Annotated in this window: 20 protein-coding genes; 9 read left to right on the top strand and 11 right to left on the bottom strand. The window is 65.6% G+C overall.

Annotated elements, in window-relative coordinates; genetic code table 11:
* Positions 1-167 precede the first annotated feature (167 nt).
* Positions 168-2,414: a catalase/peroxidase HPI gene (katG, locus tag CKY51_RS03990; protein ID WP_022973333.1), complete on the bottom strand. Its 2,247-nt coding sequence runs from the start codon at positions 2,412-2,414 to the stop codon at positions 168-170.
* A gap of 532 nt (positions 2,415-2,946) precedes the next feature.
* Here katG and CKY51_RS03995 point away from each other — a divergent pair.
* On the top strand, positions 2,947-3,396 hold the full coding sequence (locus CKY51_RS03995; protein ID WP_022973334.1) for an SgcJ/EcaC family oxidoreductase: 450 nt from the start codon (positions 2,947-2,949) through the stop codon (positions 3,394-3,396).
* Here the strand turns inward: CKY51_RS03995 and CKY51_RS04000 are convergent.
* From CKY51_RS04000 to CKY51_RS04040, 10 genes are all read right to left on the bottom strand, one after another.
* Positions 3,356-4,867 (bottom strand): PepSY domain-containing protein, encoded by a 1,512-nt coding sequence (locus CKY51_RS04000; RefSeq protein ID WP_022973335.1) that lies wholly within the window; start codon positions 4,865-4,867, stop codon positions 3,356-3,358. The genes CKY51_RS03995 and CKY51_RS04000 overlap by 41 nt on opposite strands.
* On the bottom strand, positions 4,854-6,986 hold the full coding sequence (locus CKY51_RS04005; protein ID WP_022973336.1) for a TonB-dependent receptor: 2,133 nt from the start codon (positions 6,984-6,986) through the stop codon (positions 4,854-4,856). The genes CKY51_RS04000 and CKY51_RS04005 overlap by 14 nt, the downstream gene beginning before the upstream one ends.
* Positions 6,987-7,117: 131 nt before the next feature.
* Positions 7,118-8,140 (bottom strand): WD40 repeat domain-containing protein, encoded by a 1,023-nt coding sequence (locus tag CKY51_RS04010; protein WP_022973337.1) that lies wholly within the window; start codon positions 8,138-8,140, stop codon positions 7,118-7,120.
* Positions 8,137-9,099, bottom strand: a complete 963-nt coding sequence (locus tag CKY51_RS04015; RefSeq protein ID WP_152248917.1) for a CobW family GTP-binding protein — start codon at positions 9,097-9,099, stop codon at positions 8,137-8,139. Before CKY51_RS04015 ends, CKY51_RS04010 begins: the two co-directional genes overlap by 4 nt.
* Positions 9,096-10,055 (bottom strand): metal ABC transporter substrate-binding protein, encoded by a 960-nt coding sequence (locus CKY51_RS04020; protein ID WP_022973339.1) that lies wholly within the window; start codon positions 10,053-10,055, stop codon positions 9,096-9,098. The genes CKY51_RS04015 and CKY51_RS04020 overlap by 4 nt, the downstream gene beginning before the upstream one ends.
* The gene (locus CKY51_RS04025) at positions 10,052-10,963 is read right to left on the bottom strand and encodes a metal ABC transporter permease (protein ID WP_238319562.1); all 912 of its coding nucleotides are present in this window, start codon (positions 10,961-10,963) and stop codon (positions 10,052-10,054) included. Before CKY51_RS04025 ends, CKY51_RS04020 begins: the two co-directional genes overlap by 4 nt.
* Positions 10,927-11,658 (bottom strand): zinc ABC transporter ATP-binding protein AztA, encoded by a 732-nt coding sequence (aztA, locus tag CKY51_RS04030; protein WP_022973341.1) that lies wholly within the window; start codon positions 11,656-11,658, stop codon positions 10,927-10,929. Before aztA ends, CKY51_RS04025 begins: the two co-directional genes overlap by 37 nt.
* A gap of 2 nt (positions 11,659-11,660) precedes the next feature.
* Complete coding sequence (locus tag CKY51_RS22360) at positions 11,661-11,813, bottom strand: hypothetical protein (RefSeq protein ID WP_155975900.1); 153 nt, start codon at positions 11,811-11,813, stop codon at positions 11,661-11,663.
* Between the two features lie 544 nt (positions 11,814-12,357).
* Positions 12,358-14,979, bottom strand: coding sequence for a DNA mismatch repair protein MutS (gene mutS, locus CKY51_RS04035; RefSeq protein ID WP_022973342.1), 2,622 nt, complete (start codon positions 14,977-14,979; stop codon positions 12,358-12,360).
* Positions 14,980-15,584: 605 nt separating this feature from the next.
* Positions 15,585-16,067: a hypothetical protein gene (locus CKY51_RS04040; RefSeq protein WP_152248918.1), complete on the bottom strand. Its 483-nt coding sequence runs from the start codon at positions 16,065-16,067 to the stop codon at positions 15,585-15,587.
* 295 nt (positions 16,068-16,362) lie between these two features.
* Between CKY51_RS04040 and CKY51_RS04045 the strand changes: the two genes are divergently transcribed.
* From CKY51_RS04045 to CKY51_RS04080, 8 genes are all read left to right on the top strand, one after another.
* Positions 16,363-16,890: a VOC family protein gene (locus tag CKY51_RS04045; protein ID WP_152248919.1), complete on the top strand. Its 528-nt coding sequence runs from the start codon at positions 16,363-16,365 to the stop codon at positions 16,888-16,890.
* Positions 16,891-16,971: 81 nt separating this feature from the next.
* Complete coding sequence (locus CKY51_RS04050) at positions 16,972-18,060, top strand: tryptophan 2,3-dioxygenase family protein (RefSeq protein ID WP_152248923.1); 1,089 nt, start codon at positions 16,972-16,974, stop codon at positions 18,058-18,060.
* Complete coding sequence (locus tag CKY51_RS04055) at positions 18,060-19,511, top strand: FAD-dependent oxidoreductase (protein WP_022973344.1); 1,452 nt, start codon at positions 18,060-18,062, stop codon at positions 19,509-19,511. Before CKY51_RS04050 ends, CKY51_RS04055 begins: the two co-directional genes overlap by 1 nt.
* A 175-nt stretch (positions 19,512-19,686) precedes the next feature.
* Positions 19,687-20,772, top strand: a complete 1,086-nt coding sequence (locus CKY51_RS04060; RefSeq protein ID WP_244952509.1) for an aminotransferase class V-fold PLP-dependent enzyme — start codon at positions 19,687-19,689, stop codon at positions 20,770-20,772.
* Complete coding sequence (locus CKY51_RS04065; protein WP_022973346.1) at positions 20,769-21,560, top strand: SDR family oxidoreductase; 792 nt, start codon at positions 20,769-20,771, stop codon at positions 21,558-21,560. The genes CKY51_RS04060 and CKY51_RS04065 overlap by 4 nt, the downstream gene beginning before the upstream one ends.
* Before the next feature lie 110 nt (positions 21,561-21,670).
* Complete coding sequence (locus CKY51_RS04070; protein WP_244952510.1) at positions 21,671-22,696, top strand: aminotransferase class I/II-fold pyridoxal phosphate-dependent enzyme; 1,026 nt, start codon at positions 21,671-21,673, stop codon at positions 22,694-22,696.
* A gap of 635 nt (positions 22,697-23,331) precedes the next feature.
* The gene (locus CKY51_RS04075) at positions 23,332-23,640 is read left to right on the top strand and encodes a hypothetical protein (protein WP_022973349.1); all 309 of its coding nucleotides are present in this window, start codon (positions 23,332-23,334) and stop codon (positions 23,638-23,640) included.
* Between the two features lie 349 nt (positions 23,641-23,989).
* The gene (locus CKY51_RS04080; protein ID WP_022973350.1) at positions 23,990-25,918 is read left to right on the top strand and encodes an alpha-L-fucosidase; all 1,929 of its coding nucleotides are present in this window, start codon (positions 23,990-23,992) and stop codon (positions 25,916-25,918) included.
* The last annotated feature ends 213 nt before the right edge of the window (positions 25,919-26,131 follow it).

Here is a 26,131-nt window from a genome sequence, read left to right on the forward strand (position 1 = left end):
GTTGCAGGGCGTCGGTGGCCCGCTGGCTCGGCCGACGCGAGCGCACCTGCAATCGCTGATGCCTGTGCGTCCTTCATCGACGCTCATCCATCGAACCTGCGGCCATCCCAGTCACGCCTGCCCCGGCGTCGCCAGGGCAGGGCGGTTAGGGCGACGTCGCGGCCAACTCAGGCCAGGTCGAAACGGTCCAACTGCATCACCTTGGTCCAGGCGGCGACGAAGTCTTCGACGAACTTCGCCTCGGCATCGGCGCTGGCATAGACCTCGGCCACCGCGCGCAGCACCGAGTTGGAGCCGAACACCAGGTCCGCACGGGTGCCGGTCCAGCGGCGTTCGCCGCTCGCGCGATCGCGCCCTTCGAACAGTTCCTTGGACTCGGACGTCGCCTTCCACTCGGTCCGCATGTCCAGCAGGTTGGCGAAGAAGTCGTTGCTCAGCACGCCGGGCCGGTCGGTGAATACGCCATGTTCTGCCTGGTCGGTGTTGGCACCGAGAACGCGCAAGCCGCCGACCAGCACGGTCAGCTCGGGCGCGGTCAGGGTCAGCAACTGCGCCCGGTCGATCAGCAGCGCCTCGGCAGGCACGGCGTAACGACGCTTGGCGAAATTACGGAAGCCGTCGGCCACCGGTTCCAGCACCGCGAACGATGCGACATCGGTCTGTTCCTGTGAAGCATCGGTGCGGCCCGGTGCGAACGGCACCGTCACGCGATGACCGGCGGCCTGCGCGGCGTGCTCCACCGCAGCGTTGCCGGCGAGCACGATCAGGTCGGCCAGCGACACCTTCTTGCTACCGGACTGCGCGGCATTGAAGTCGGCCTGGATGCGCTCCAGCGTGCTCAACACCTGGGCCAACTGCGCGGGTTGGTTGACCTGCCAATCCTTCTGCGGTGCCAGACGGATGCGCGCGCCGTTGGCGCCGCCGCGCTTGTCCGAACCGCGGAAAGTGGAGGCCGAGGCCCAGGCGGTGGAGACCAGCTGCGACACGCTCAGCCCTGAGGCCACGATGGCCTGCTTCAGTGCGGCGGCGTCGTGGGCATCGATCAACGGATGGTCGACGTCCGGCAGCGGATCCTGCCAAACCAACACCTCGGCCGGCACGTCGGGGCCGAGATAGCGCGCGCGCGGGCCCATGTCGCGGTGCGTGAGCTTGAACCACGCGCGCGCAAAGGCATCGGCGAACTGCTCCGGATGCTGGTGGAAGCGGCGCGAGATCGCCTCATACGCAGGATCGAAGCGCAGCGCCAGATCGGTGGTCAGCATGGTCGGACGATGCTTCTTCGATGCGTCGTGCGCATCGGGAACGATGGCGTCGGCATTCTTGGCGACCCATTGGTGGGCGCCGGCCGGGCTCTTGGTCAGCTCCCACTCGAACTTGAACAGGTGGTCGAAGAAGTCGTTGCTCCAGCGCGCCGGGGTGGTGGTCCAGGTCACTTCCAGGCCGCTGGTAATGGTGTCGGCGCCCTTGCCGGTGCGGTAGCTGTTGTGCCATCCCAGCCCCTGGCTTTCCAGGTCGCTGGCTTCCGGTTCGGCGCCAACGTGTGCGGCATCGGCGGCGCCGTGGGTCTTGCCGAAGGTGTGGCCGCCGGCGATCAGCGCGACGGTTTCTTCGTCGTCCATCGCCATGCGTTCGAAGGTGTCCCGGATGTCCTTGGCGGCCAGCAGCGGATCGGGGTTGCCGTCCGGGCCTTCCGGGTTGACGTAGATCAGGCCCATCTGCACTGCGGCGAGCGGATTTTCCAGATCGCGGCTATGCCGCACTTCGCTGTCGTCGTCCTTCACCAGCACGCCGTGCGCCTCGTCCACGCCTGGCGAACCGCGCGAATAGCGCTCGTCGCCGCCCAGCCACTTGGTTTCGCGGCCCCAGTACACATCCTGGTCCGGCTCCCAGGTGTCCTCGCGTCCACCGGCAAAGCCGAAGGTCTTGAAGCCCATGCTCTCCAGCGCGACGTTGCCGACGAGGATCATCAGATCGGCCCAGGAGATCGCCTGGCCGTACTTCTGCTTGATCGGCCACAGCAGGCGGCGCGCCTTGTCCAGGCTGACGTTGTCCGGCCAGCTGTTGAGCGGGGCGAAGCGCTGCTGCCCGCGACCGCCACCACCACGCCCATCACCGATGCGATAGGTGCCGGCGCAGTGCCAGGCCAAGCGGACGAACAACGGGCCGTAGTGGCCGAAGTCGGCTGGCCACCACTCCTGCGAATCGGTCATCAGCGCATGCAGGTCGCGCTTGAGCGCGGCCAGGTCCAGCTGCTTGAAGGCCTCGGCGTAGTTGAACGCCTCACCGAGCGGATTGGAACGCGCCGAGTGCTGATTGAGCAGATCCACGCGCAACTGCTTGGGCCACCAATCGCTGTTGGTGGTGCCGGTACCGATGGTGGTGTGATTGAACGGGCACTTCGCTTCGGTCGTCATGAGTCTTTACCTGGGTGCATTGGGCACTGGGGAGCGCGACTACGGCAGTGGCGCGGAGGGATGAACGGCAAGGATCGGCGTAGCGGCGGCTGGTGCTGGACCTTCGGAATGCCGTGCGGCGGTTGGACGCGAGCGGCGAGCGATGCGGGACAGACCGGCTGACAGTAGCGGGCTCCTCTATTCGGTCGGCCCACCATAACGGGCCGGTTCGATTGGGGGAATTAGAATGATATTACTGGTGCTATAGATGTTGGCTATGGAGACGTCACCCCCTTTCAGACCTGCGCCGTCGACTGAATGCGCGAACCTGGTTAGTTCGCCTCAAACGCCGGCTCCGCGTCCGCGATGGAGCGCACAGCTGCGCAAGATGATGGGTCGCGGTCTGGTGATCGGCGACCGGGCGTGCGCGCTCGTGGTGGCGACAGCGGCTGAGCTGCGATGCAGAAGACAGCGCGTCGTGAACCTCCTGTACTTGTTATAAAATAACAATCGTTCGGTCTGCAAATGCCTGTCCCTATGATCAGGATCTCTTATGACCGCTGATGGCGTCTTCGCCGGTCATTCACCGGCGACTGCCGGGCGCACCGCCGCCCATTGTCTGGCGGAGGCAAGCAACATGCTGTCGCGGTGGGCGGACACGGTGGGACGCCGCGATATCGAAGCGGTCCTCGCCCTGTATGCGCCGGATGCGATCCTGGTGCCGACGCTCTCGGACGCCATCCGCGGTCGCGATGACGACCGCCGCGCCTACTTCACCTCGTTTCTGGCCGCCGATGGTCTGAGCTGCGACATCACCGTGCAGAAGAAACGGGTCAGCGCCAAGCTGGGCACGGTCGTGATCGGCGGGTTGTACACATTCACGTTCGAGCGTAATGGGGTCAGCGCGTCGGTGCCTGCGCGTTTCCTGTTTACGTTCGAGGAAATCGATGGCCGTTGGTTGATCACTGGCCATCATTCGTCGCGCTGTTCGGAAGGGGTGTAGCCGATCGACGCGGGCGCCGCTGGCGCGCGAGCAGTCGCAGGCGGCGGACCGCCAGCACCAGGCCGGTCAGGCTCAGGCACCAGCCGATCGCCAGCAGCGTGAGTTGCACCGCGATGTGCAGGCGTGGATGCGCGTCCAGCCCCGGTAGCCGCGTGGTATGCACGGCGTAGTACAGCCAGGCATAGGCCTGGCGACTGCGGTCCAGCACCAGCAAAGGTTGGCCGGTCGTGGTATCGACATAGAGTTGCGCGCTGCCGGGCACTGCCAACGATAGCCGGAGGGCATCGGCGTCAATTGCATCGGCCTGGCGATACAGCGCGTCGGCAGCAGCACGGGACCTTGCGGCCAATGGCCAGACGCGTGCGGCGGCAGCACGGATCGCCGCCACCCGTTCTGCCGGCGTCGATAGGTGGACCGCACCGGTGCCGGCTGGAATCTGCAGGGTGGTCGCAGTGGCTTGGCCGTGGCCGCTGACCCAGAGTTGGCCGCCGACGCGATGGAAGCCGATCTCGCCACTGCCTTCGAGCGCGTGCAGCGCTGCCGGAGCCAGGCCAGTCAGTGCGGCGTCCAGGTCGATCCCCGCATAGCGTTGCAACGCCGGCTGCGAGGGCTGGCCGCGTGAGAACAGCCGGCCATGGTCCATCGACAACCAACCGCTGAAGATCCAGGCGAGCACGATCACTGTACCGACCAGGCCCAGGCCGTGATGCCAGCGCAGCAGGCCGCGGTAGGGCGACCATCCGCTCGCGTGTCGGCGACGGTACTGGCTGCTGCGATACACGCCGAGCACGCTCCCTGCGAGCGCGCCGATCAGCGCGCACAACGCCAGCCACCACACGCTGCTATCCCAGGTGCCGAAGTGGCGACGCAGCGCGGTGAAATACAGCCAGTGCGGAATGGCGCCCAGCCAGTTCCAGCAGCGCTCTGACGCGCGCGTGCGTTGCATCACCTCGCCGGTGCGGGCCGAGACATACAGCGTGGTGCCATCGGCATCGTCCAGCGCGACCCGGTAGAACGGTCGCCAAGGGTCCAGACGTTGATGCACGCTCCATTGGTCCACCTGCAACGGGCCTGCCAGGGTGCGGACCGGCCGTCGGCCGAAGCGTGCCGCCACGCTGCGCGCCTGCAGCGGCGTGAGCAGGCCAAGCACGGCACCGTTGCCAGCATCGATGCTGCGTTGTCGCGCGCCTTGCGCAACGACATAGCGCGGCTGGCCGGCGATCGACAGCAGACGCAACCCGTCACCGCCGCCGGCGCGCTGCAAGGCCTCGGCCGGCGACAGCGCGATCTGCGCCAGCATCACCGGATCGCTGGCTGCCCAGCGATCCGTATCGGGCAGGCTGGGGAAGGGGACGAACAGCAGCACCAGGCCGCTGCTGAACCAGACCAGGAAGGACAGGCAGAGCAGCACCCCCAGCCAGCGGTGCAGCCAGGCCAGGCGTGCCCACAGCCGACGCTCAAAACGCAGCACGCAAGCTCAGTGCATAACTGCGTGGCTCACCCAGGAGCACTTGCCGCGGATAGGACACGTCGGCCCATTGCACGTAGGCGGTGTCGAACAGGTTGTCCACCCGCAGGCCGAGCGTCAGCGAGGACGTCAGCCGATAGTTGGCATAGATGTCGGTCAGCAGATACCGCTGCAGTTGCAAGGTATTGGCAACATTGCCCGCGCGCGTGCCGACGCCATGCAGGTCCAGCCCGAGCTGCAGCGGCAGATTGGCGACCGCGTCCAATTGCGTGCCGACGTTGAAGAGCGTGCGCGGGACGTTGGCAGGGCGATTGCCGGAGGCATCGATGCCGCTGCTGCGGTCGATGAAGTCGTGGTAGCGCGCATCGGTGTAGGCCAGGTTGGCGTTGACTGCCCAATGGTCAGCGAGCTGCGCCGATAGCGACAGCTCCAACCCTCGGGAACGTTGCACGCCGACATTGCTGACGACGTCCTGCCCGGTGAGGGTGAGGATGTCGTCGCGGCGGATGTCGTACAGCGCCAGGGTCGCGCTGGCGCGCTGGTCGCTGCCTGCCACCTTGATGCCGGCTTCGTACTGGCGCGCGCTGCTCAGTCCGAAGTCCTCGCCCGCATTGACCAGCAAGATGTTGGAGCCGGGTGGGTCGCTGCCGGTGGTATAGGACAGATAAGGCGTCAGCGATGGGCTCAGCGCGTAGACCAGTCCGATGCGTAGATTGTCCGGTCGGTAGCGCCGGCTGAAGCTGCTGGCGGCCTGGAATTGGTCGTCGGCGTCGAAGTTGCGGCGGTCCAGCCGCAGGATGTCCCAGCGCCCGCCCAGCACCAGCGTCAGTTGCCGATCCAAGTCCAGCGCATCTTCCACGAACAACGCGGTGTCGTTCCAGCGGGTCGGGCTGCGCAGCGGCTGACGTGGGCCAAAACTGCCGCTTGGCCCGGTGAGCGTGAGATCGACGCTGTCGCCGTGGGGGAAGCCGCGCTCGCGGACGAAGTGCAGTTGATTGTGATCCAGCCCGACCACCAGCCGGTTGTTCAGTCCCTCCAGCGGCTGGTCGACGCTCACGCTGGTCTGGCCGCCCCACAGATGCTGTTGATGGAAGACGAAGAAGCGGTCGCGATCGAGTCGGCCGTTGCTGGCGTCGTAGCGATAGCTTTCGGCATTGATCCAGCGCCGCGAGGCGTCGAACGCGAAGAGCAGGCTGCGCACGGTGATGCGCGGGTTCGGCGACCACACCACGGTCGCCTGCGGCCAGGTGTGGTGGGAGGAAATTTCTGCGTCGGCGACGTTGTAGTTGCTGTAACGCGTGCTGGCATCGACCACGCTGCCATCTGCACTGCGCAGCACGCCACGCAACGGTGTGCGCGCAACGGACGCAGGCAGCAAGGGGGTGCCGAAGTAGGTGCTGGGATGGTCGTTGCCAGCGTCGATCGCCAGCTGCACGCTCAGGGTGTCGTTCGGCCGCCACAGCACTGCGGCGCTGCCGTTGCTCACATCCGAGCCGGCGGCGTGGACGAATCCATCGGACGACAGCCGGCTGAGGTCGGCGCGATACGCGAGCACATCGCTGATGCGACCGCCGCTGCCGGCACCGAGCACACGGCCGCCGAAACGCGAAACGCCGGCCAACAGATCGACACTGGGTGCGGAAACGCCTGGCTGCTTATCGATCACGTTGACCACGCCGCCGATCGCGCCCTGCCCATACAGCACCGATGCCGGGCCCTTGAGCACGTCCACTGTCTGCAGATTGAAGGTGTTTTGCGGACGCGCGGTCATGCTCGATGGACCAAGATACAGGCCGTTGTGCAACCAGGTGATCTGGTCGCCGGTGAACCCCCGCATCGACAGGCTGGCCAGATTGCCTGGCGAGCCGCCGCTGGTGATGCCCGGCAGCGTGGCAAGCGCCGCTTCGACGCTCTGCAGCCCGCGCGCCTGCATTGCCGGCGCGGTGATCGTATCGAGCGTGGCGGGCGTCTGTTGCGGTGACAGCGCGAGCCGGCTGGCGGTGGGCTGGACAGGATCGGCAGCGGTGGCGACGGCGCGCACATCGATCGCGTCCAGCGTCTGCAGCGGGTGTCCTGTGTCCTGTGCCGTCGCCGCGAGCGGTGGCAGCAGAAACAGCGCCAAGCAAGACCCGCGGGCGCAAATGACGCGCGCTGTTGCGTCGCTCGCGAGGGAGCGAACGTTCATGTGCAAACGTCGAATGGTTGGCGTGATCGCCGCAATGGCCACGGCGATGGGAGGGCGGATGGCGGGCGTCATGGCAGCTGCAGCGGCAGCCACAGCACTTCGCCGTCGGTGTGTGCGACCAGCAACCACTGCGGCGCGGGCAGCACAGCGAGCAGCGCGACCGGCGCGCGTCCAGGCTGACGCAGCGTGTACCACTGCTCCGGCGCGAGCGGATCGCCCAGCAGCACGCTGCCATCGCTCCTGCCGGCCAGGATGCGTGGCGGGGCGGGGAGGGCACAGACGGCCCCGACCAACGCCTGTGCGTCGTCGTCGAACAAGGTCAGTGGCGAGCGCTGCATCGGTCCGTCGGCAGTGTCGAACGGCCACAGGATCGCCGCGTTGCTGCCACCGCTGGCCAGCCATGATGCATCCCCGAGCCAGCACCATTGCCGTACCTTGCGTGCATAACCGGCGATGTGGATCTGCAGCTGATCGGCCACGCGCCAGCCGTGCATGGCACCTTCCTGCATGCTGCTGAGCACGAAGCGGCCGTCCGGCGACCAGGTCACGGCCAGGTGGCTGCCGCGACAGGCCAATTGCGAAGCGTGCCATCCGTCGGACGCGCGGGTCCAGAGCGTGATTCCGCCGTAATGCGCGACGGCCAGGTGGTGCCCCGCAGGATCGAACGCGATGCCGCCGACGCTGGAGGGATGCTCGAGCACGTGCACGCGGCCATCGGGTTCCCACAGATGCACGCGACGCGCGACCGCGCAGGCGCGGCTGCCGTCGACGGCAGCGTCGACATGCTCGACCCACTGCCCAGGAAACCGCGCCAGCACCTGCGCGCCTAAGGTATCCACGCGCGCGAACATGCCGTCATCGCCACCGCTGAGCACGGCATCGCCATCGCCGCTGTCTGCGGCCAGCGCAAGGATGGCACCGGCGTGGACCTGCAGGCAGCTCGGCGGCTGGCCGGGGACGAAGTGGCGCAGACAGCCATCGCCCCAGGCGGTGGTGAGACGGTTTTGGCACGCGATTGCGGCGACTGGCACCGCATCGAGATGCAGCGTCAGGGCCGAGCGTTTCCCAGCCGGTGGCGAGGAGCGCGTCATGCTGCGCAGGCGCTGAAGCCTTCACGCAGGTGCATGCGCTCCAGGTTCCTGCCGATGAACACCAGTTTGGAAACACGCGCCTGCCCGGCGGGCCAGGCATCCAGAAAGTTGCCGTCGGTCAGCATGTGCACGCCCTGGATCACGTAGCGCCTAGGTTCGCCGACCACATCCAGGATGCCCTTGCAACGCAGCACATCGTTGCCATGCGTGGCCAGCAGGTCGCCGAACCAGCGCTCGAAGCGTGCTGGGTCCAGTGGCGTATGCAACTGCAGGGACACCGACCCAATGGCGTCGTCGTGCTCATGGGTACTGTCGGGGTCGAGGAAGTCCGGTTCGATTTCCAGCACGCGCTCCAGAGTGAAGGCCTGCAGGCCCAGGATCGCCTGCAGCGGCACGTCGCCATGCTGGCTGTGATGGATGCGCGCATAGGGATTGATGCTGCGGATGCGCGCTTGCAGGCCCTCCAGTTTCGCGGCTTGCACCAGGTCGATCTTGTTGAGCAGGATGACGTCGGCGAAGGCGATCTGTTCGGCGGCTTCGTGTGCTTCGTCCAGATGGGTGTCCAGATGGACCGCATCGACCACGGTGACGATGGCGTCCAGCCGCGTCCTGGCCGCCACGTCCGGGTCGACGTAGAAGGTCTGCGCCACTGGCGCCGGGTCGGCCAGCCCGGTGGTCTCGATCAGGATCGCATCGAAATCGCGACGTTTCATCAGGCCGTCGAGAATGCGGATCAGATCGCCGCGCACGGTGCAGCAAATGCAGCCGTTATTCATCTCGAAGATTTCTTCGTCGGCATCGACGACCAGTTCGTTATCGATACCGGTCTGGCCGAACTCGTTGACGATGACCGCATAGCGATGGCCGTGCGGCTCGGTGAGGATGCGGTTCAATAACGTGGTCTTGCCGGCACCGAGAAAGCCGGTCAGCACGGTGACGGGGAGCTGCGCAGTGGTCATGACGAACTCCTTGCGGGATCGAGCGCCTGTAACAGCGCGGTGAGGTTGTGGTGCATCAGGTCCAGATAGGTGCTTGCCGGCCCGCCGGGCTGCGAAAGCGCATCGGAATACAAGGTGCCGCCGATGCGGATGCTGGTTTCGTGCGCGATCTGCTGCAGCAGTCGTGGGTCGGTGATGTCTTCGACGAATAGCGCCGCCGCGCCGTCGTGCCGAATCTGCGCAATCAGTGCGGCGACGTCGTGGGCCGATGCTTCCGCTTCGGTGGACACGCCCTGCGGCGCTTCGAAGCGCAGTCCGTAGGTCGCAGCGAAATAGCCGAAGGCGTCGTGCGAGGTGACGATGGTGCGCTGGTGTGGCGGCAGCGCGGCGATGCTGCGCAGGATCTGCGCATGCAGGGCGTGCAATTGCAGCGTGTAGCGGGCGGCGTTCGCGCGATAGACCGATGCGCCTTGCGGATCCGCGGCGGACAGGGCGGCGGCGATATTGGCGACGTAGCGCTCCACGTTGGGAACGCTCTGCCAGGCATGCGGGTCGAGCGGGGAGTGGGCATGGCTGGCGCGTGCGTTGGCCGCATCGAGCCGGCGCGGCACCACCCCGTCGCTGGCCACCACGATCCTGCCGCGGTAGCCGGAGGCGTGGACCAGCCGATCCAGCCATCCCTCGAATCCCAGGCCGTTGACGATGACCAGGTCGCTGCCACCCAGCGCGCGCGCATCGGCCGGCGTGGGTTGGTAGACATGGGCATCGCCCTCCGGCCCGACCAAGGTGGTCACGGCGACGCGTTGGCCGCCGACCTGTCGCACCAGGTCGCCCAGGATCGAGAAGCTGGCCACCACACGCAGCCGGTGGCCATCCTGCGTGGCGGGCGAGGGCTGGTGGCGATCCAGCAGCAAGACGATGGCGACAAGCGCCAGCAGCACGCACACGCCGAGCAGTAGATGCAGGCGGCGGCTCATGGCGGTGCTCCGGTCGCAGTGCGCTGCCGACGTGGTCGTGCGTTGGCGGCCAGGCTGTCCTCCGGGCCGAGCAGCAGGGACAGCAGGTAGACGCTGCCAGCGGCCAGGATGATGGTCGGGCCGGAGGGGAGGTCGAAGCGATAGGACAGCCACAGGCCGATCACCGAGGCCAGCAACGCGACCGCCAGCGCGATCAGCAGCATCGGCGCCAGGCGCCTGGCCCAGAAGCGTGCAGCGGCCGCGGGCAGGATCATGATGCCCACCGCCATCAGCGTGCCCAGCGCCTGGAAACCGGCGACCAGATTGAGCACCACCAGCGCCAGGAACAGCAGGTGGGTGAGCAGACTGCTGCGCCCCACGGTCCGCAGAAACTGCGGGTCCACGCATTCGAGCACCAGCGGCCGATACAGCAACGCCAGCACGCTCAAGGTCAGCGTGGCGATCGTGCACAGCAGGAACAGGGCGGCGTCATCCAGCGCCAGCACGCTGCCGAACAACACGTGCATCAGGTCCACGTTGGACCCCTTCAGCGATACCAGCAGCACGCCCAGCGCCAGCGAGATCAGGTAGAACGCTGCCAGCGAAGCATCCTCCTGCAGCCGCGTGGCGCGCGACACCGCGCCGGTCAGCACCGCCACCAGCAGGCCGGCGACGATGCCGCCCAGGGTCATGGCGCCCAGCGACAGGCCGGACACCACGAAACCCACCGCCGCACCCGGCAGGATCGCGTGCGCCATTGCATCGCCGATCAGGCTCATGCGCCGCGCGATCAGGAACACGCCGATCGGGGTGGCACCGAGTGCGATCGCCGTGCAGCCCAGCAGCGCCCGCTGCATGAACACATAGTCCAGAAACGGTTGCCAGGGCAGCATCACCACGTATCCCCATGTGGCGACGACGTGGCGCACGCCGCACTCATCGCGTCGGCGGCGAGCCGCGCCTGTTCCAAGGTTTGCGCGCTCAGCGCAGTGGCGGTTGGGCCATGCGCGATCAGGCGACCGGCGATCAGCAAGGTCTCCGGGAAATGCTGCCGCACCATCTCCAGATCGTGCAGGACCGCCAGCACGGTGCGGCCCTCCTGGTGCCAGCGGTGGACCAGCCGCAGCAGGTCGGCGGTGGTGTGGGTGTCGATGGCGGTGAACGGCTCGTCCAGCAGGATCAGCTCGGCGTCCTGCAGCAGGAGCCGCGCGAACAAGGCGCGTTGCAATTGGCCGCCGGACAAGGTGCCGATCGGCTGGCGGGCGAGCGTGGACAGGCCCAGCGTCGCCAGCGCCCGATCCAGTTGCGCGCTGTCGGCGCTGCGCAGCCCGCGCAAGGCGCCGATCCGTCGCCACAGGCCCATGGCGACGAAGCCGCGCACGTCGATCGGGAACTGCGTGTCCAGCGCACTGCGTTGCGGCAGCCAGGACACGCGCCCGGCATTGCGTTCGATGCGTCCGCGCAACGGCGCTAACTCGCCAGCAATGGCCCGCAGCAACGTGGTCTTGCCGGCACCGTTGGGCCCGACCAAGGCGGTCAGGCTGCCGCGGACGATGCGCGCCTGCAGGTCGTGCAGCGTGACCTGAGCGCCGTAGCCGAGGCTGAGTGCGTGCAAGGCCAGCATGTTCAAGACGTCACCCAGGCATAGCCCAGCCACAACAAGGACGCCGTCAGCAGCGCCGCGGCCAGCCGGGCGAGTGCGCCGACCAGCAATGGGTCGGTGTACGGCGTGAGCGGTGTAGGGGCGCTACCGCGACTGGGTGGGCGGGGTGCTTGCAACACAGGCAATGCAGTTCGGGGGTGATAATGAAATGATATAACATAACTTTTAAGCGTGTGGTTAAGATCGTTCGTCGCTGGGGCCGGAAGGATGACGTGTGGCAAGGTGGCCTATGCGTTGCATCGGCCGGCGACAAGCAAGGGCAGACTTCTGGGGGACGATGACCACCCGGCGATCCGGGTGGCTGCAATGGGCTCCGCGTTCTGCACGGTGCCCATCACATGGATGAGGGGCAACGTGGTAGCGAGCTGCGCACACCACGGGAGCAGTCCACGGCCGCTTGCGACCGTGCGTGCGCAAGCGTTTCATCGATGCCTGGGTGGCCGCGTTCCCTGGTGCCAGCCCTGCATTGACCCGTCGCGGCACAGCCGGCATTACCGGCATTCGCGCAGCGTCGGGAGACACTGCGACGTGCGACGGCCGGCGTTGGCGCCTAGGCCTTGCAGTCCATGCGCTCCATCCCTGGGGGCACGGAAGCCCACGAAGGGTTGAACTGCAGTCCCGACCGCCGCTCAAGTAAACGCGGCGGCGGGCACAAGATCGCTACAGCAGCGATTTGAGTCGGTACAGGGCTTCCAACGCCTGCTTGGGTGTGAGTTCGTCCGGATCGAGCGCAGCCAGCGCTTCCTGCGCGGCGGACGTCGGCGCGGTGAACAACCCGAACTGCTGCGGTGCATCCAATGCCTGTGGTGCCATCTGCGCGGCATGGGTCTCGCCGCCACGCTGCTCCAATTCCGCCAATCGCCGTCGTGCCTGGTTTACCGCTGCCTTCGGCAGGCCGGCCAATGCGGCAACCTGCAGACCGAAGCTGCGGTTGGCCGGGCCGTCCTTGACTGCATGCATGAAGACCAATCGCTCGCCATGCTCGACCGCATCCAGATGCACGTTGGCGATGCCGCTGCTCCCGCCGCCATGCGACTCATCGGCCAGCGCCGTCAGCTCGAAATAATGGGTGGCGAACAGCGTGTAGCAGCGGTTGCTGTGCGCCAGGTGACGCGCGACCGCATCGGCCAGCGCCAGGCCGTCGTAGGTCGACGTGCCGCGACCAATCTCGTCCATCAACACCAGCGATTGCGGCGTGGCGTGATGCAGGATGTAGCTGGTTTCGGCCATTTCCACCATGAAGGTGGACTGGCCGCGCGCCAGATCGTCGCCGGCGCCGATGCGGGTGAGGATGCGATCGATCGGGCCGATCACCGCGCGGCGTGCCGGTACGTAGCTGCCGATATGCGCCAGCAGCACGATCAAGGCGTTCTGCCGCATATAAGTCGATTTACCGCCCATGTTGGGGCCGGTGATCACCAGCATGCGGCGGTCTGGATGCAGGTCCAGGTCGTTGGGCTCGAACGGTTGCTCGCGCACGGCTTCGACCACCGGATGACGGCCGCGTTCGATGCGCAAGCAGGCACCGGTCTCCAGCTCTGGCTGGGTCCAGTCCAAGGCCTGCGCGCGCTCGGCGAAGCCGGCCAGTACATCCAGTTCGCTGAGTGCGGCGGCGGCGCGCTTGAGCGGTTCCAGGTGTTCGCCCAAGGTGTCCAGCAGCCCTTCGTAGAGCAGCTTTTCGCGCGACAGCGCGCGCTCGCGCGCCGACAGCACCTTATCTTCGAAGTTCTTCAGTTCTTCGGTGATGTAGCGCTCGGCATTGGTCAGGGTCTGGCGCCGGCTGTAATGCACCGGTGCCTTGTCGGCCTGGCCCTTGCTGATCTCGATGTAGTAACCGTGCACGCGGTTGTAGCCCACCTTCAGCGTGGCGATGCCGCTGCTGGCGCGCTCGCGCGCTTCCAGATCGACCAGGAACTGGTCGGCATTGGTGCTGAGCCGGCGCAGTTCGTCCAGCTCGGCATCGTAGTCGGCGGCGATGACGCCGCCGTCGCTGAGCTTGAGCGGCGGCTGTTCGGCGATCGCCGAGGCCAGCAGGTGCGCCATTTCGTCATGCTGGCCCAGTTCGGCGGCCAGGGTCGCCAGCCGCGGCGAATCCAGCGGCTGCAGGATCGCGCGCACCGCCGGCAGCAGACCCAGGCCATCGCGCAGCGTCGAGAAGTCGCGCGGCCGCGCCGAGCGCAGCGCCACCCGGGTGAGGATGCGCTCCAGATCGCCGAGCGCGCGGAATGCCTCGCGCAGGTCGGCCTCGGCGCCGCGATCGATCAGCGTGCCGACCGCGTGGTGGCGATGCACCAACACCTCGCGCAGCCGCAGTGGGCGATGCAGCCAGCGCCGCAGCAGGCGACCGCCCATGGGCGTGACCGTGCTGTCCAGCACGCCGAGCAAGGTATTGCGGGTATCGCCGTCGACGCGCGTATCCAGTTCCAGATGGCGGCGGGTGGCGGCGTTCATTGCAATCGCCTCGCCGGCTACTTCCATCGCGATCGAGGTCAGATGCGGCAGCCGCTGCTTCTGGGTTTCCTCGACATAGCCCAGCAGCGCGCCGGCCGCGGCGGTGGCGCAGGGCTTGTCGTCGATACCGAAGCCGGTGAGATCGTGCAGTTTGAAGAAGGCCAGCAATTGGCGACGGCCGCTGTCGGCATCGAACAACCACGGTGGCCGCCGGCGCACGCCGCTGCGGCCGCGCAGGAACTCCGGCCAGTTGTCTTCGTCGGGAACCAGCAACTCGGCCGGCTCCAGTCGCGCCAGCTCGGCTTCCAGCGCGTCGGCGCTATCGACCTCGTTGACCAGAAAACGGCCGCCGGCCAGGTCCGCCCAGGCCAGGCCGTAGCCTTGCTTGCTGCGCGCGATCGCCATCAGCAAGGTGTCGCGGCGTTCGTCCAGCAAGGCTTCGTCGGTGACGGTGCCCGGCGTGACGATGCGCACCACCTTGCGCTCGACCAGGCCCTTGGCCAGCGCCGGGTCGCCGATCTGCTCGCAGATCGCCACCGACTCGCCCAGCGCTACCAGCCGCGCCAGATAGCCTTCGTAGGCATGCACCGGCACCCCGGCCATCGGGATCGGCGCACCACCGGAGCTGCCGCGTTGCGTCAGGGTGATATCCAACAACCGCGCTGCCTTGCGCGCGTCGTCGTAGAACAGCTCGTAGAAATCGCCCATGCGGAAAAACAGCAGCAAGTCCGGGTAGTCGGCCTTGGCGGCGAAGAATTGCTTCATCAGGGGCGTGTGCTCGACGGCGCCCGTGCTGGGTTTGGAGCTGTCTTTGATGTTGGAGCTTTGCAAGAAGGTCTTCCAGAATCGGGGGCGAGTTGGCGCGAAAACGATGGGGTAGCGAATCGTGCAATGGCTGCTGCAATGGCGGTCCGCACATGTCGGCGCTGCGGCGGCCACGGACGCATCTGCCTGCGGGAGACAAGTTTAGCCGAGTAGCCGCCACATGCTGGAATCTCGCCGGCTGGTCGGCACGCGCCGACCTGGTGCTGGCCAAGGTGGTTGTGGTCGGTTCACGCGCCTGGCCTGCACTCATGCGCTCATGGACCCGGTCGGCGGCTTGGGGCGGCAGGTACCGTCCGGACCTCCGGACGTCGTTCGATGGCTGATGAAGCTGCGCGCCTTCGCCGCTGCAGTGTGCGATAGCCAGCAACGCGATGCTCGCCACGGGTTTACACAGGGTGCGCCCAGCCTCATGACAGCGTGCGATCTGCCCTGCTTGGAAGGTCGGAACCAGGCATGGGTGGAGTGGTGACTGATGCGCTCAGCGGTTCGCTGGCGGGAGGGGGCGCAGGTGATGCTGCTGGTGAAGCACCGCGCTCGGCTCACTCTCCGGGCCTAATGGGACGCGTCGTCGCCGCAATGTGTCGCCTCTATCGCCCAGCAAAAGCGGCCGCCTATGTTTTACGCCAAGGGAGCTTGGCACGCTCGCGCCACCCAACCATGGGACGAAAAGCGCGATGGCGATGTTCCGGATCTGGATGCAGGCGATAGGCGTCGTTCCCATCGACGGTGGCTTGCGCGTGATCGGGGGCGATATCCATCGAGAGTGGATTGACGAGCTGCGCGGCTGGCTGAGGCCGGGCCGGCGAAGCGGTCCGCTCGCAGTGCCAGCGGTGCAGGTCTGCCGAATCGATCGCAAGCGACTGCCGCGAAACGCGATTTCGCTTTGGTGCTTTCTGTGGTGGCGACCGCACGCGCGATGCTGAGTCGATCAGCAGTCGCATAACAAGCGAGAATGCTTGCCAGCCATCACAGCACTGGCGGAACGGGGGGATGCCGAACCACTTTTTTATGAATAAATGAATATTTTGCAATCGTTTTGTAACAGCCGTGCCCGTGCGCATCGTCGGCGCGCGCGTCGCTATGCCGAATTTCATAAGAAAGGTTGCATTGACGATGATTGAAATTCAATCCGCAATGCCGCTGCTTCGATAACGAAAAACATCTGGTGTTTATCGTCGCGCTGCCAGAGGCTTGTGCAGCAATCAGGCATGCCGGTGTCATCGATCGTTATGTGGTTGCACTTCAGCTGCCGATGGAATTCGAGCGGCACTGTCGATCGATGGGAGCGCCTCGCCGCCGTGGTGTCGCCCAGCCTGGGCCGGAGTCGGTTGCCCCGCCATGCGCAGATGCTTGCGCGTCTTTCAAGCCCATTCCAGAGGCGATAATTCGATGTTGAAGAAACTGCATCACGTAGGGTATCGCTGCAGGGATGCCAGCGAGACCGTTGCGTTCTACACCGAGGTTATCGGTTTGAAGTTTGCTGCAGCCATGATCGACCACGTGCCGTCGAGCGGGGTGCGGCCGCTCAATAACAATATTTTCTTCGAGATGGAAGACGGCAGTTACATCTGCTTCTTCGACATCCTGGGCAGCAACGATGCGATGGTGCCGGTTGCAGAGGACTGGGCCCAGCATCTCGCGCTGGAAGTGAGCGACGAGGCGCGTGCGGAGCTGATCGCATCCCGATTGCGTGCGCATGGCACTCAGGTCGAAGGTCCAGTGATTCACGACGTGGCCGGTGACGGATCTCATGCCGAGCTTGCGCGTTCCTGGTACTTCCAGGATCCCAATGGGCACCGGCTGGAATTGCTGGTGAAGCCGGCGATCGCACAGACTGCGATCTGGAACGACTTGCAGAAGAATGCCTTCGCCAATCTTGCCAGGTGGGACCGGTTGAAGAAGAGCGCCGCCGCGTGATCGCTCTGTCTGTACTCGGCCGTCAGCAATCGCCTATGGGCACATCGCCATGCGGATGACTGGGAGCGCAGCGTGAAAGCAATGAACTACTGGGATTACATCAAGGTCGAGCAATTGCTGGCGCTGCAGGGAGGGCTGGGCGACGATGAGGCGGCCATCGGAAACGACGAGGCGCTGTTCATCGTCGTTCACCAGATCTACGAATTGTGGTTCAAGTTGATTCTGCGCGAACTCGAGTTGACGCGCGATTTGCTGCAAGAAATGCAGCCCGAAGATAGGCGTATCGTCGCCGCCATTCGTTCGCTGCGGCGTGCAACGGCAGCCTTCGAGCAGGCAAATCTGCATTTCAAGCTGATGGAGACCATGACGGCACGCGACTTCCTGGAGTTCCGCGGACGCCTGGCTCCTGCTAGCGGCTTTCAGTCCGCGCAACTGCGCGAGATCGAGATACTAATGGGGCTGGAGGATGCAGACCGTATCGCGACCGGGCAGGGCTGCTCGTTCAAGGAGGCGCTCAGATTGCCGGATGGCGGGCTTTCGGCCTCGGCGCGTCGTGTGGAGGCGCGGATCGCCAGTGGCCCCAGCCTCAAGCAGAGCCTGTATGCATGGTTGGTACGTCTGCCGATCGGTGGCTCGACCGCTCCGGGGGCGGCCGAGCGGTTCGCGCAGGATTACCTCGATGCATTGCATGCCGAGAGCCGCTGGCGCCTGAAGATCGCGCAGGATAATGGCCTGTCGCCGCGCGCCATCGAGCAGCAACGTTCGCGGTTGGCACTTGAAGATGCAAATGCAGCGGCCTTTCTGCGTGCAGAGGAAGACCCGCAGGCGTCTGCGTACGAGCGTCTGCAGCGTCGTGCGGTGCGTACGGCGATGATCTTCGTTGAAAGTTATCGTGAGCTGCCGCAGATGGCTTGGCCGTGCGAGCTGCTGGAAGCTGTGATCGAGCTCGAGCAGGCCATGCTGATCTGGCGTCAGCGTCATGCGCGGATGGTGGAGCGGTTCATCGGTCATCGGGCCGGCACCGGTGGATCGCCTGGGGTTGCGTATCTGGATCAGACCGCACTGCAGTACCGTGTGTTTTCCGATCTGTGGACGGTGCGTTCGCTGCTGCTGCGTAAAGACAGCCTGCCGTCGTTGCGTGCCGTCCGGCGTGACGAGGAGCTCGCCTGATGAGAGGCAAGCATGTTGCGGTGCTGGGTGGCAGTATCGCCGGATTGATGAGTGCGCTGGCGTTTGCGCGCGGTGGTGCAAGGGTGACCCTGATCGAGCGGGACACGGTCGACACACTGCCTTCCACGGGTGCCATCGATGGTGTGTCGGTCAACCACTGGTGGCGCAAGGGGGTGCCGCATGCCAGACATACGCACGCGCTCGCTGCGCTCGGGCGAAAAACGTTGCGGGAACGCGCGATGGACGTGTGGACGGCATTGGTCGCCGCAGGGGCCATCGAGATGCCGTTCGGCGCACAGTTGCAAGATGCCACCGCCACGTCGCGCTGCGACGATCCGGATCTGTTCGGGTTGTCGGTGCGTCGTTCCTTCGTCGAAACAGTGTTGCGGCCGATCGTGCAGGCCGAGCCGAATGTCACCTTGCTGACGCAGACCCCGGTGGACGGGCTGCTTCTCGGTGGTGATGGGATTGCGATAGTGCAGGGCGTGCAGACCGTCCATGGCGAGATCCGTGCCGACCTGACCATTGATGCGCTTGGTCGTGGCTCGGCGCTCTGCAGATGGTTGCGCGCGGCCGGCGCAGCCGTACCCGCAGAAATCGTTGAGAATTGCGGATTGGCCTACTATAGCCGCTGGTACCGTCTGCTGCGTCGGCCGGCGGCTCGACTCGATGCGGGGTTCTCCGCGGGCGGCTATGCCGCCGCAAGCGGCTGCATCGTCTGTCCTGCGGACAATGGCTATGCATCGGTCACCTTGATGGTGCCGCAGGGCGACAAGGCGCTGCATGCTTTCGACGATCCTGCACTGTTCACCGCTGCGGCGCGGCAGCACTCCGGCATTGCCGCGTGGCTGCAGTCTGGCGTCTGCGAGCCGGTATCGGACGTGTTGCGCTGGCCCGTATGCGAGAACCGCTTCCGGCACTTCGTGGTGGATGGACAGCCTGTTGTCGTGGGCGTGGTCGCTGTTGGCGATGCCTTGTGCATCACCAATCCCACCTATACCCGCGGCATGTCGCTGGCGATGCGTCATGCGTTCGCACTTGCCGATCTGGCGCAGCATGACGGTCTGGACGACCCGTATCGCCTGGCAGTGCAGGCCGATTCCCTCGCGCAACGGTGGGTGCTGCCGTGGCATGAAGACAGTGTCCTGCAGGACCGCGCGCGCGGCGCGCTGTGGGCCGGGACGGCGACCCACGTTCTGCCGCATGACGAGATCACGCTGCAGCATGTCGCCGCCGCCGCCCGTCACGACCCGGTGGTCTGGCGGGCATTGGCGCGCCGGACAGGGATGCTCGATAGGCCCGAAGCGATTTTCGCGCAGACAGATGTGCTGGAACGCGTGCGCGTGCTGCGCGGGCAGTGCATGCCGCCGCCATTACAGCCCAGCAGGGACGCGTTGCTGCAGCTCATCGCGCGCCACCGTTCCGTCCACTGCGCCCACCCGCTTGCCTGATTATCTGGATGATCTGGAGCCCTTCATGCAGCAAACAGCCTGGGGATTGGACAGTCGTCCAAGCCCATTTCGAAAGCATTATGCGCTTGATCCCGCCGTGCGCTGTCTCAATCACGGCATGTTGGGTGCCTGTCCTCTCGTGGTCCTGCAGCAACAGGCAGCGCTCCGCGAGCGCATGGAGCGTCAACCAGCAGCGTTTGTCCTGCGCGAACTCCCCGCGCTGCTGGACGATGCTCGCCACGCATTGTGCGAGGCGGTCGGCGCCGGTCCGGCGGATCTGGTCCTCGTGCCCAATGTCACCAGCGCATTGAGCGCCGTGTTGCGCTCGCTCGTCTTCGTGCCGGGCGACGAAATCCTCACCACCAATCACGCCTATCTGTCCTGTGCCAATCTGCTCGACTTCATTGCGCAGTCCACTGGTGCGGTGATTGTAGTCGCCACCGTGCAGGTGCCGGTCAGCGGTCCCGATGCGGTCATCGACACCGTGCTCGATCGTGTCACTGCGCGGACCCGATTGGCCGTGCTGGATCATGTCACCAGCCCGACCGCCATCGTGTTCCCGATCGCGGCGTTGGTGCAGCGGCTGGACGCGATGGGGGTCGATACGCTGGTGGACGGTGCGCATGCGCCGGGCATGCTGGCGCTGGACCTGCACGCCATTGGCGCTGCGTACTACGCGGGGGATTGTCACAAGTGGCTGTGCAGCCCGCGTGGTGCAGGCTTCCTGCACGTGCGGCGCGATCGCCAGCGTGGTCTGCATCCTGTGGTGATCAGTCGCGGCTATGGCGACACGACGACGCGCAGGGCGCGTTTGCATCTTGAGTTCGATTGGCAGGGAACAGCGGACCAGACTGCGTTGCTTTGCATCCCCGCAGCGCTGCAGTTTTTGGCTGGCCTGCTACCAGGCGGATTGGTCGCGCTTTATTTGCGCAACCATGCATTGGCCGTGCGCGCAGCGGCATGCATCGCGCAGTCGCTGCCGCTGAGGCGTGTCGCTCCCGATGCGATGGTGGGCAGCATGGTCGCATTGCAGATGGATCGCCAGGCCCCGGCGATCACTGCCGCCGGATTGCAGGATCGGCTGTACGACGTGCATGGTATCGATGTCGCTATTGCCGATTGGTCTCCCCCTTCCGGTCATCTGGTCCGACTATCGGCGCAGGTCTACAACACGCTGGACGAGTACGTCCAGCTGGGGCAGGCATTGGCCGAGTGCGTTGCGGCAACACAAGGTGCGGCGACCCAAGGAGCACTGGTATGACCATGTCCGACTTTGAGAACAGGCATGTCGTGATCACCGGCGGCGCGGGCGGGATCGGTATCGAGCTGATCAAGATCTTCGCCAGGGCAGGTTGCAAGGTGACCTTTACTTACCGGCCAGGCGAGGACAGTCGACGCCGCGCGTGCGCGCTCGTGGATGTACTCGGCACCGATCAGGTGACTGCGCGCGTTCTGGATGTCGGCGACCGCGATAGCCACGCGGATTTCATGCAGACCCTGGTCGAGCCAGTCGATATCGTCATCCATAACGCAGGTGTTGGCACCAAGACGGTGGAGCGCGCAGCCGCAAGTCATAAGGAGCAGGACGAGGCATTTTTCCGCGTCAATACGATCGGGCCATTGTGGTTGAGCGAAGACCTGATTCCTGGCATGCAGGCGCGCGGTCAGGGCAAGATTGTGTTCATGAGCTCGGTGGACGGGGGTATCACGCATTTTCCCCGCTTTCGTGCCGCCGATGGCATGAGCAAGGCCGCGGTGGCGTTTCTGGGCAGGCAACTTGCCGCCACCTATGCTTGTACCGGAATCGATGTCTTCACTATCTGTCCGGGCGCGACCGATACGCCGATGTTCCAGGCCAGCACCTTGAACGCGCTATCGTCCGAACAGAGACGCGCGCTAGAAGCTTCGCTGCCGGGCGGGCGGTTGATCCATCCGCGTGAAATCGCCGAACTCTGTTTTTACCTGTGCCGAGATGAGGCGCGCATCTTGCGTGGCGCCGTTATCGACGCATCGCTCGGTCTGGGCGTCTGCCCGGCCGTCATGGCATAAGGACCGTACCTATGCCTGTGCCATCGAACAGTTTCTGGGAGCAGTGGCTCACCGCGCATCGAGCGAAGCCCGAGGCGTGCGTGACCTATTCGTTGGCGCCCTCACCGCCATTGCGGCAGTTCCTGTCGGAGCTGGATCCAGCGTCTTCGCTGGACTGGACAGGCGAGGACTATCAGGGATTGCCCGCCTTGCGCGAGCGGGTGCTTGAGCAATATGGCTATCGCCCGAGCTGCGATGTGGACGATGTGCTGATCACCGCCGGTGCCCAGGAGGCAAATTATCTGGTGCTGACGCAGCTGTTGAGTGCAGGCGATGAGTTCGTCATCGACGCGCCGGGCTGGCAACAGCCTCTGGTGCTTGCCGAGCAGATCGGTGCGATTCCCCGGCGGGTGGCACGGACGGAGGCATCCGGATGGGCCCTGGATATCCCACAGCTCGAATCGCTGGTGACCCCCAAGACCAAGCTCATCTTCCTGTGCAACCCGAACAATCCTACCGGGCGTGTGGAAGACGCGCAGACACTGCAACGCATCCTCGTCGCCGCTGACCGGGTTGGCGCGTACATTTTGTCCGACGAAGTCTATCGCGGCCTGGAGTGGACCGGACCGGAGACGCCGCGTATCGCAACGTTGTACGAGCGTGGCATCAGCACCGGTAGCGTGTCCAAATTGCTCGGTTTGCAGGGGTTGCGGACCGGCTGGATGGTGACGCGCGACCGTGCGCTGTTGAATGCGGCGATGGTGCTGCGTGAGAACACTAGCGAGATCATGAACGTGCTCGGCGAACGGCTGGCCGAGATCGCGCTGAGGCCGAACCACTTCGCTGCGGCGGTGGCGAACTCGCGTGCGGTTGGGCGCGAACGGGTTGCCTTGCTGGATCGCTTTGTCGCCGAGCAGCCTGCATTGACATGGACGCAGCCGCAAGCCGGGCTGCTTGGACTTGCGCGCCTGCATGTGCCTATCGGCGCTGATGCATTCAGCAGGACGCTGCTAGCGCCGCCTTACAACACGTTTGTGATGTCCGGAGATGCGTATGCGTGCCCGCAACATATTCGCCTGGGGGCGGGCGGGGTATCGCTGCCGGAACTGGAGCTGGGGCTTGCGCGGATGGCACGGTTGTTGGCCGCCGTGTCCTAAAAGTCGCTGTCTGTGAACAGCGAGCGGGACGCGGCTGCGTTCGAGCTTGGGCGGTCCGGCGGGTGCCGGATCGTGGCTCCACGGAGAGTTGGCCGTCAGCGGCACGGAGCGTGTGCCGCTGGCCTTGGCGCCAGCCAAGCCGGCGCCATGCAGTACCCCGCTCGGCACCGCTGACGGCCAACGCATCTCATCTCAAAGTGCATAACACGCGCTAACTGTCGCCACGCATATTCTTGTGCAAGCGCAGACGCCTGGCGTGGCGCAGCACGCCGGGCTGGAGCGGAGCGCCGAGTATGGTCTGGTGTGCGGCATGAGTCGGTGCAGCACTTGCCACAACAAGGTTCCCGGTGGAGAGGCTTGTTCGACCCGCACAAGCGCGAGGGGTTCAGAACATCTCCCGCTTTTTGCGCGGCTTCAGGCCGCCAACAGCGCGGAGCCGAGGGTTGCGGGGGCGCTGAGGGCCGAGTTCAGCCTCTGCAGTGGCCAGCTCGACGGCGGGCGATGACAGGCGCTCGTGCGCTGCCGGTCGCTGACGCGTTCGGATCGGCAAAGAAGGCACACCGGCGGGCTACACGCCCAGGTCGCCGGTCACCGGGTATGGTGGCCGTCTTGTCAGATACGAGTGGTGGTGAGAGATGGAACAGCACCAGGCCGAGTGGATGCAGGCGGTGACCGAGGCCTTGAGCGAATTGCTGGCAGCGCGGGTGGCGCAGGCCACGGTGCTGGAGGCGCTACTGGTCTCGCATCCCGATCCGGTCAGCTTCCGGAAGGCATGGGATGCGCTGTCGTCGCAGCGCATCGCCTATGTGGCGCAGAAGAAGGCCGTGGCGTCGGCGCCGCGGCCGATGGATGCGCATACGCTGGAGCAGTTCCAGGCCTGGGAGGATAAGCTGAATACCTATTTTCCACGCTCGCCGGACGCTGCCGAGCCACCGGCCGACTGAGCGCGCGCGCACACGATGGCGGCTTGCTGCCACGCCGGCCCTCCATCGGCACGGTCAGACGCGAAGTTGCAGCCGGCAACGACAGGGGGGCGCGGTGCGAGCCAGGTGCAGGACCGGCGCGTCCCTCTGTCGATCCGCTGTGGAAACTGCGCGTGTCGCACTGTGTCCACAGGTGCGTCCAGTGGGGTCAGCCAGGAGACTGGGAATGTCCAGTTCACGCACGACACGTGCCATGCCGTGTCCTCACCAACTGCGTTCGCGCCGTGGCCGGCCGTCCGTCGCTTAGGGTAGGACGGTTTGGCGGCTGGAAAACGCTAAGATCCGAGCTTGCATACAGTCGGAGGCGTCAATGATCGATCGTCGTACCTTTCTTGCCACTGGTGTCGTTGCCGCCGCCGCGGGTTTCAGCGCAACCGCCGCCCGGATCGCGGCTGCGCCGCGCCAGAAGGGGCCGGCACCGTGGGGCGCGGTGCCCAGTGCGCGACAGTTACGGTGGCATCGGTGGGAGCAATACGCTTTCGTGCATTTTGCGATGAACACCTTCACCGACAAGGAGTGGGGCTACGGCGACGAAGATCCGCGCAGATTCGATCCCAGCGATTTCTCCGCCGATCAAATCGTCGCCGCTGCCAAAGCCGGCAATCTCAAGGGGCTCATCTTCACTGCCAAGCACCACGATGGCTTTTGCCTCTGGCCGACCCGCTTGACCGAGCATTGCATTCGCAATTCTCCCTACAAGAACGGCAACGGCGACATCGTCGGCGAAATGGCCGCGGCGTGCCGGCGCGCCGACCTGGCCTTCGGCATCTACCTCTCTCCCTGGGATCGTAACCACGCCGACTATGGGCGACCCGGTTATCTCGACTATTTTCGCAAGCAGATCGTTGAACTGTGCACGGGGTATGGCGATTTGTTCGAGTTCTGGTTCGACGGTGCCAATGGCGGCGACGGCTATTACGGCGGAGCGCGCGAAACGCGCAAGATCGATGCGCCGGCTTACTACAACTGGCCGCGGATGATCGAGCTCGTGCATCAGCACCAGCCAATGGCCTGCACCTTCGACCCGCTCGGTGCCGATATCCGTTGGGTCGGCAACGAGGACGGCGTGGCCGGCGATCCGTGCTGGCCGACCATGCCAAATGCGCCTTACACGCAGGAAAACGGCAATGCCGGCGTGCGTGGGGCGGCGCTGTGGTGGCCGGCCGAAACCAACACGTCCATCCGCCCCGGCTGGTTCTACCATGCCGATGAAGACGGCAAAGTGCGCAGCCCAGAGAATCTGGTGCGCTATTTCGATACCTCCGTTGCGCGCGGCACCAACATGAACCTCAATCTTCCACCCGACCGACGTGGCCGCATCGCCGACCATGACGTCGCGGTGCTGAAGAGCTTCGGCGATGCGATCCGCGCCAGCTTCGCCATCGATCTGGCCAAGGGGGCCAAGGCCAGCGCCAGTGCGTCGCGCGGTCCCGGGTTCGAGCCGGCGCGCGTACTCGACCGTCAGCCGGACAGCTACTGGTCCACGCCGGATGACGCCACCACGCCGACGCTGACGCTGGAACTGTCGGCGGTGCAGAGCTTCGATTTGATCCGACTGCGCGAATACCTGCCGCTGGGCGTGCGTGTCACCCGCTTCGCGATCGAAGCCGAGATCGATGGGCAATGGCGGCGGTTGTCCGAAGCGCAATGCATCGGCGCGCAGCGGGTCATTCGGCTCGATCGTCCAGTCGCCGCGCGCCGGGTGCGTCTGGTCGTGCTCGAGGCGCCGGTCTGCCCGGCGATCAGCGAATTCGCGCTGTTCCGTGCCGTCGCGCCAGTGCCGGTCGCGCGGCCGACGGCGAACGCGCCGGACGTGCTGTCCACCGCCGGTTGGCGCATCGTCGAGGCCAGTGGACCGGGGGCAGAGAAGTTGCTGGACGATGATGCCGGCACGATCTGGGTGGTGCCCGCTCCCGCGCCGGGCCATCCTGTGCAGGTGACCATCGACCTCGGTGCGCTGCGCCAAGTCGCTGGCTTCAGCCTCACCCCATCGCGCACGGTGATGAACGGCGCGGCACCACCGAAAGGCTATCGCGCCGAAAGCAGTGAGGACGGTCAACATTGGCAGCCGGCCGGCGCCGGCGAGTTGTCCAATATCGCCTATGCGCTCTCGACCCAGCGGCTGAATTTTCCCGAGGTCCGCCAGGTCCGCTACCTGCGACTGTCGTTTGCCGAAACGGCGGTACCCGCCCAGCGCATGGCGATCGCCGGAATCGGGGCGTTCTCGCGTTTGCGATGAAAGTTTGCGCCGCTACCCAGCCATGTGCGGTGAGGAGGCATGGCTGAGTCGACGCAGTTTGACGCGTTCGAGCGGCGTAATAGCCGGTGGAGATTGGTGTCGTCGGTCAAGCGTCGGCGACTTTGGCCAGGCTTATGCCGACATCGCTTGAACCGCAGCATGGAGATGTACATGCTGTGCATCGGCGTCTGTTCCGCATGGGAGGGAGGGGGG

It is taken from the genome of Xanthomonas maliensis, assembly GCF_009192945.1.
Lineage (GTDB): Bacteria > Pseudomonadota > Gammaproteobacteria > Xanthomonadales > Xanthomonadaceae > Xanthomonas > Xanthomonas maliensis.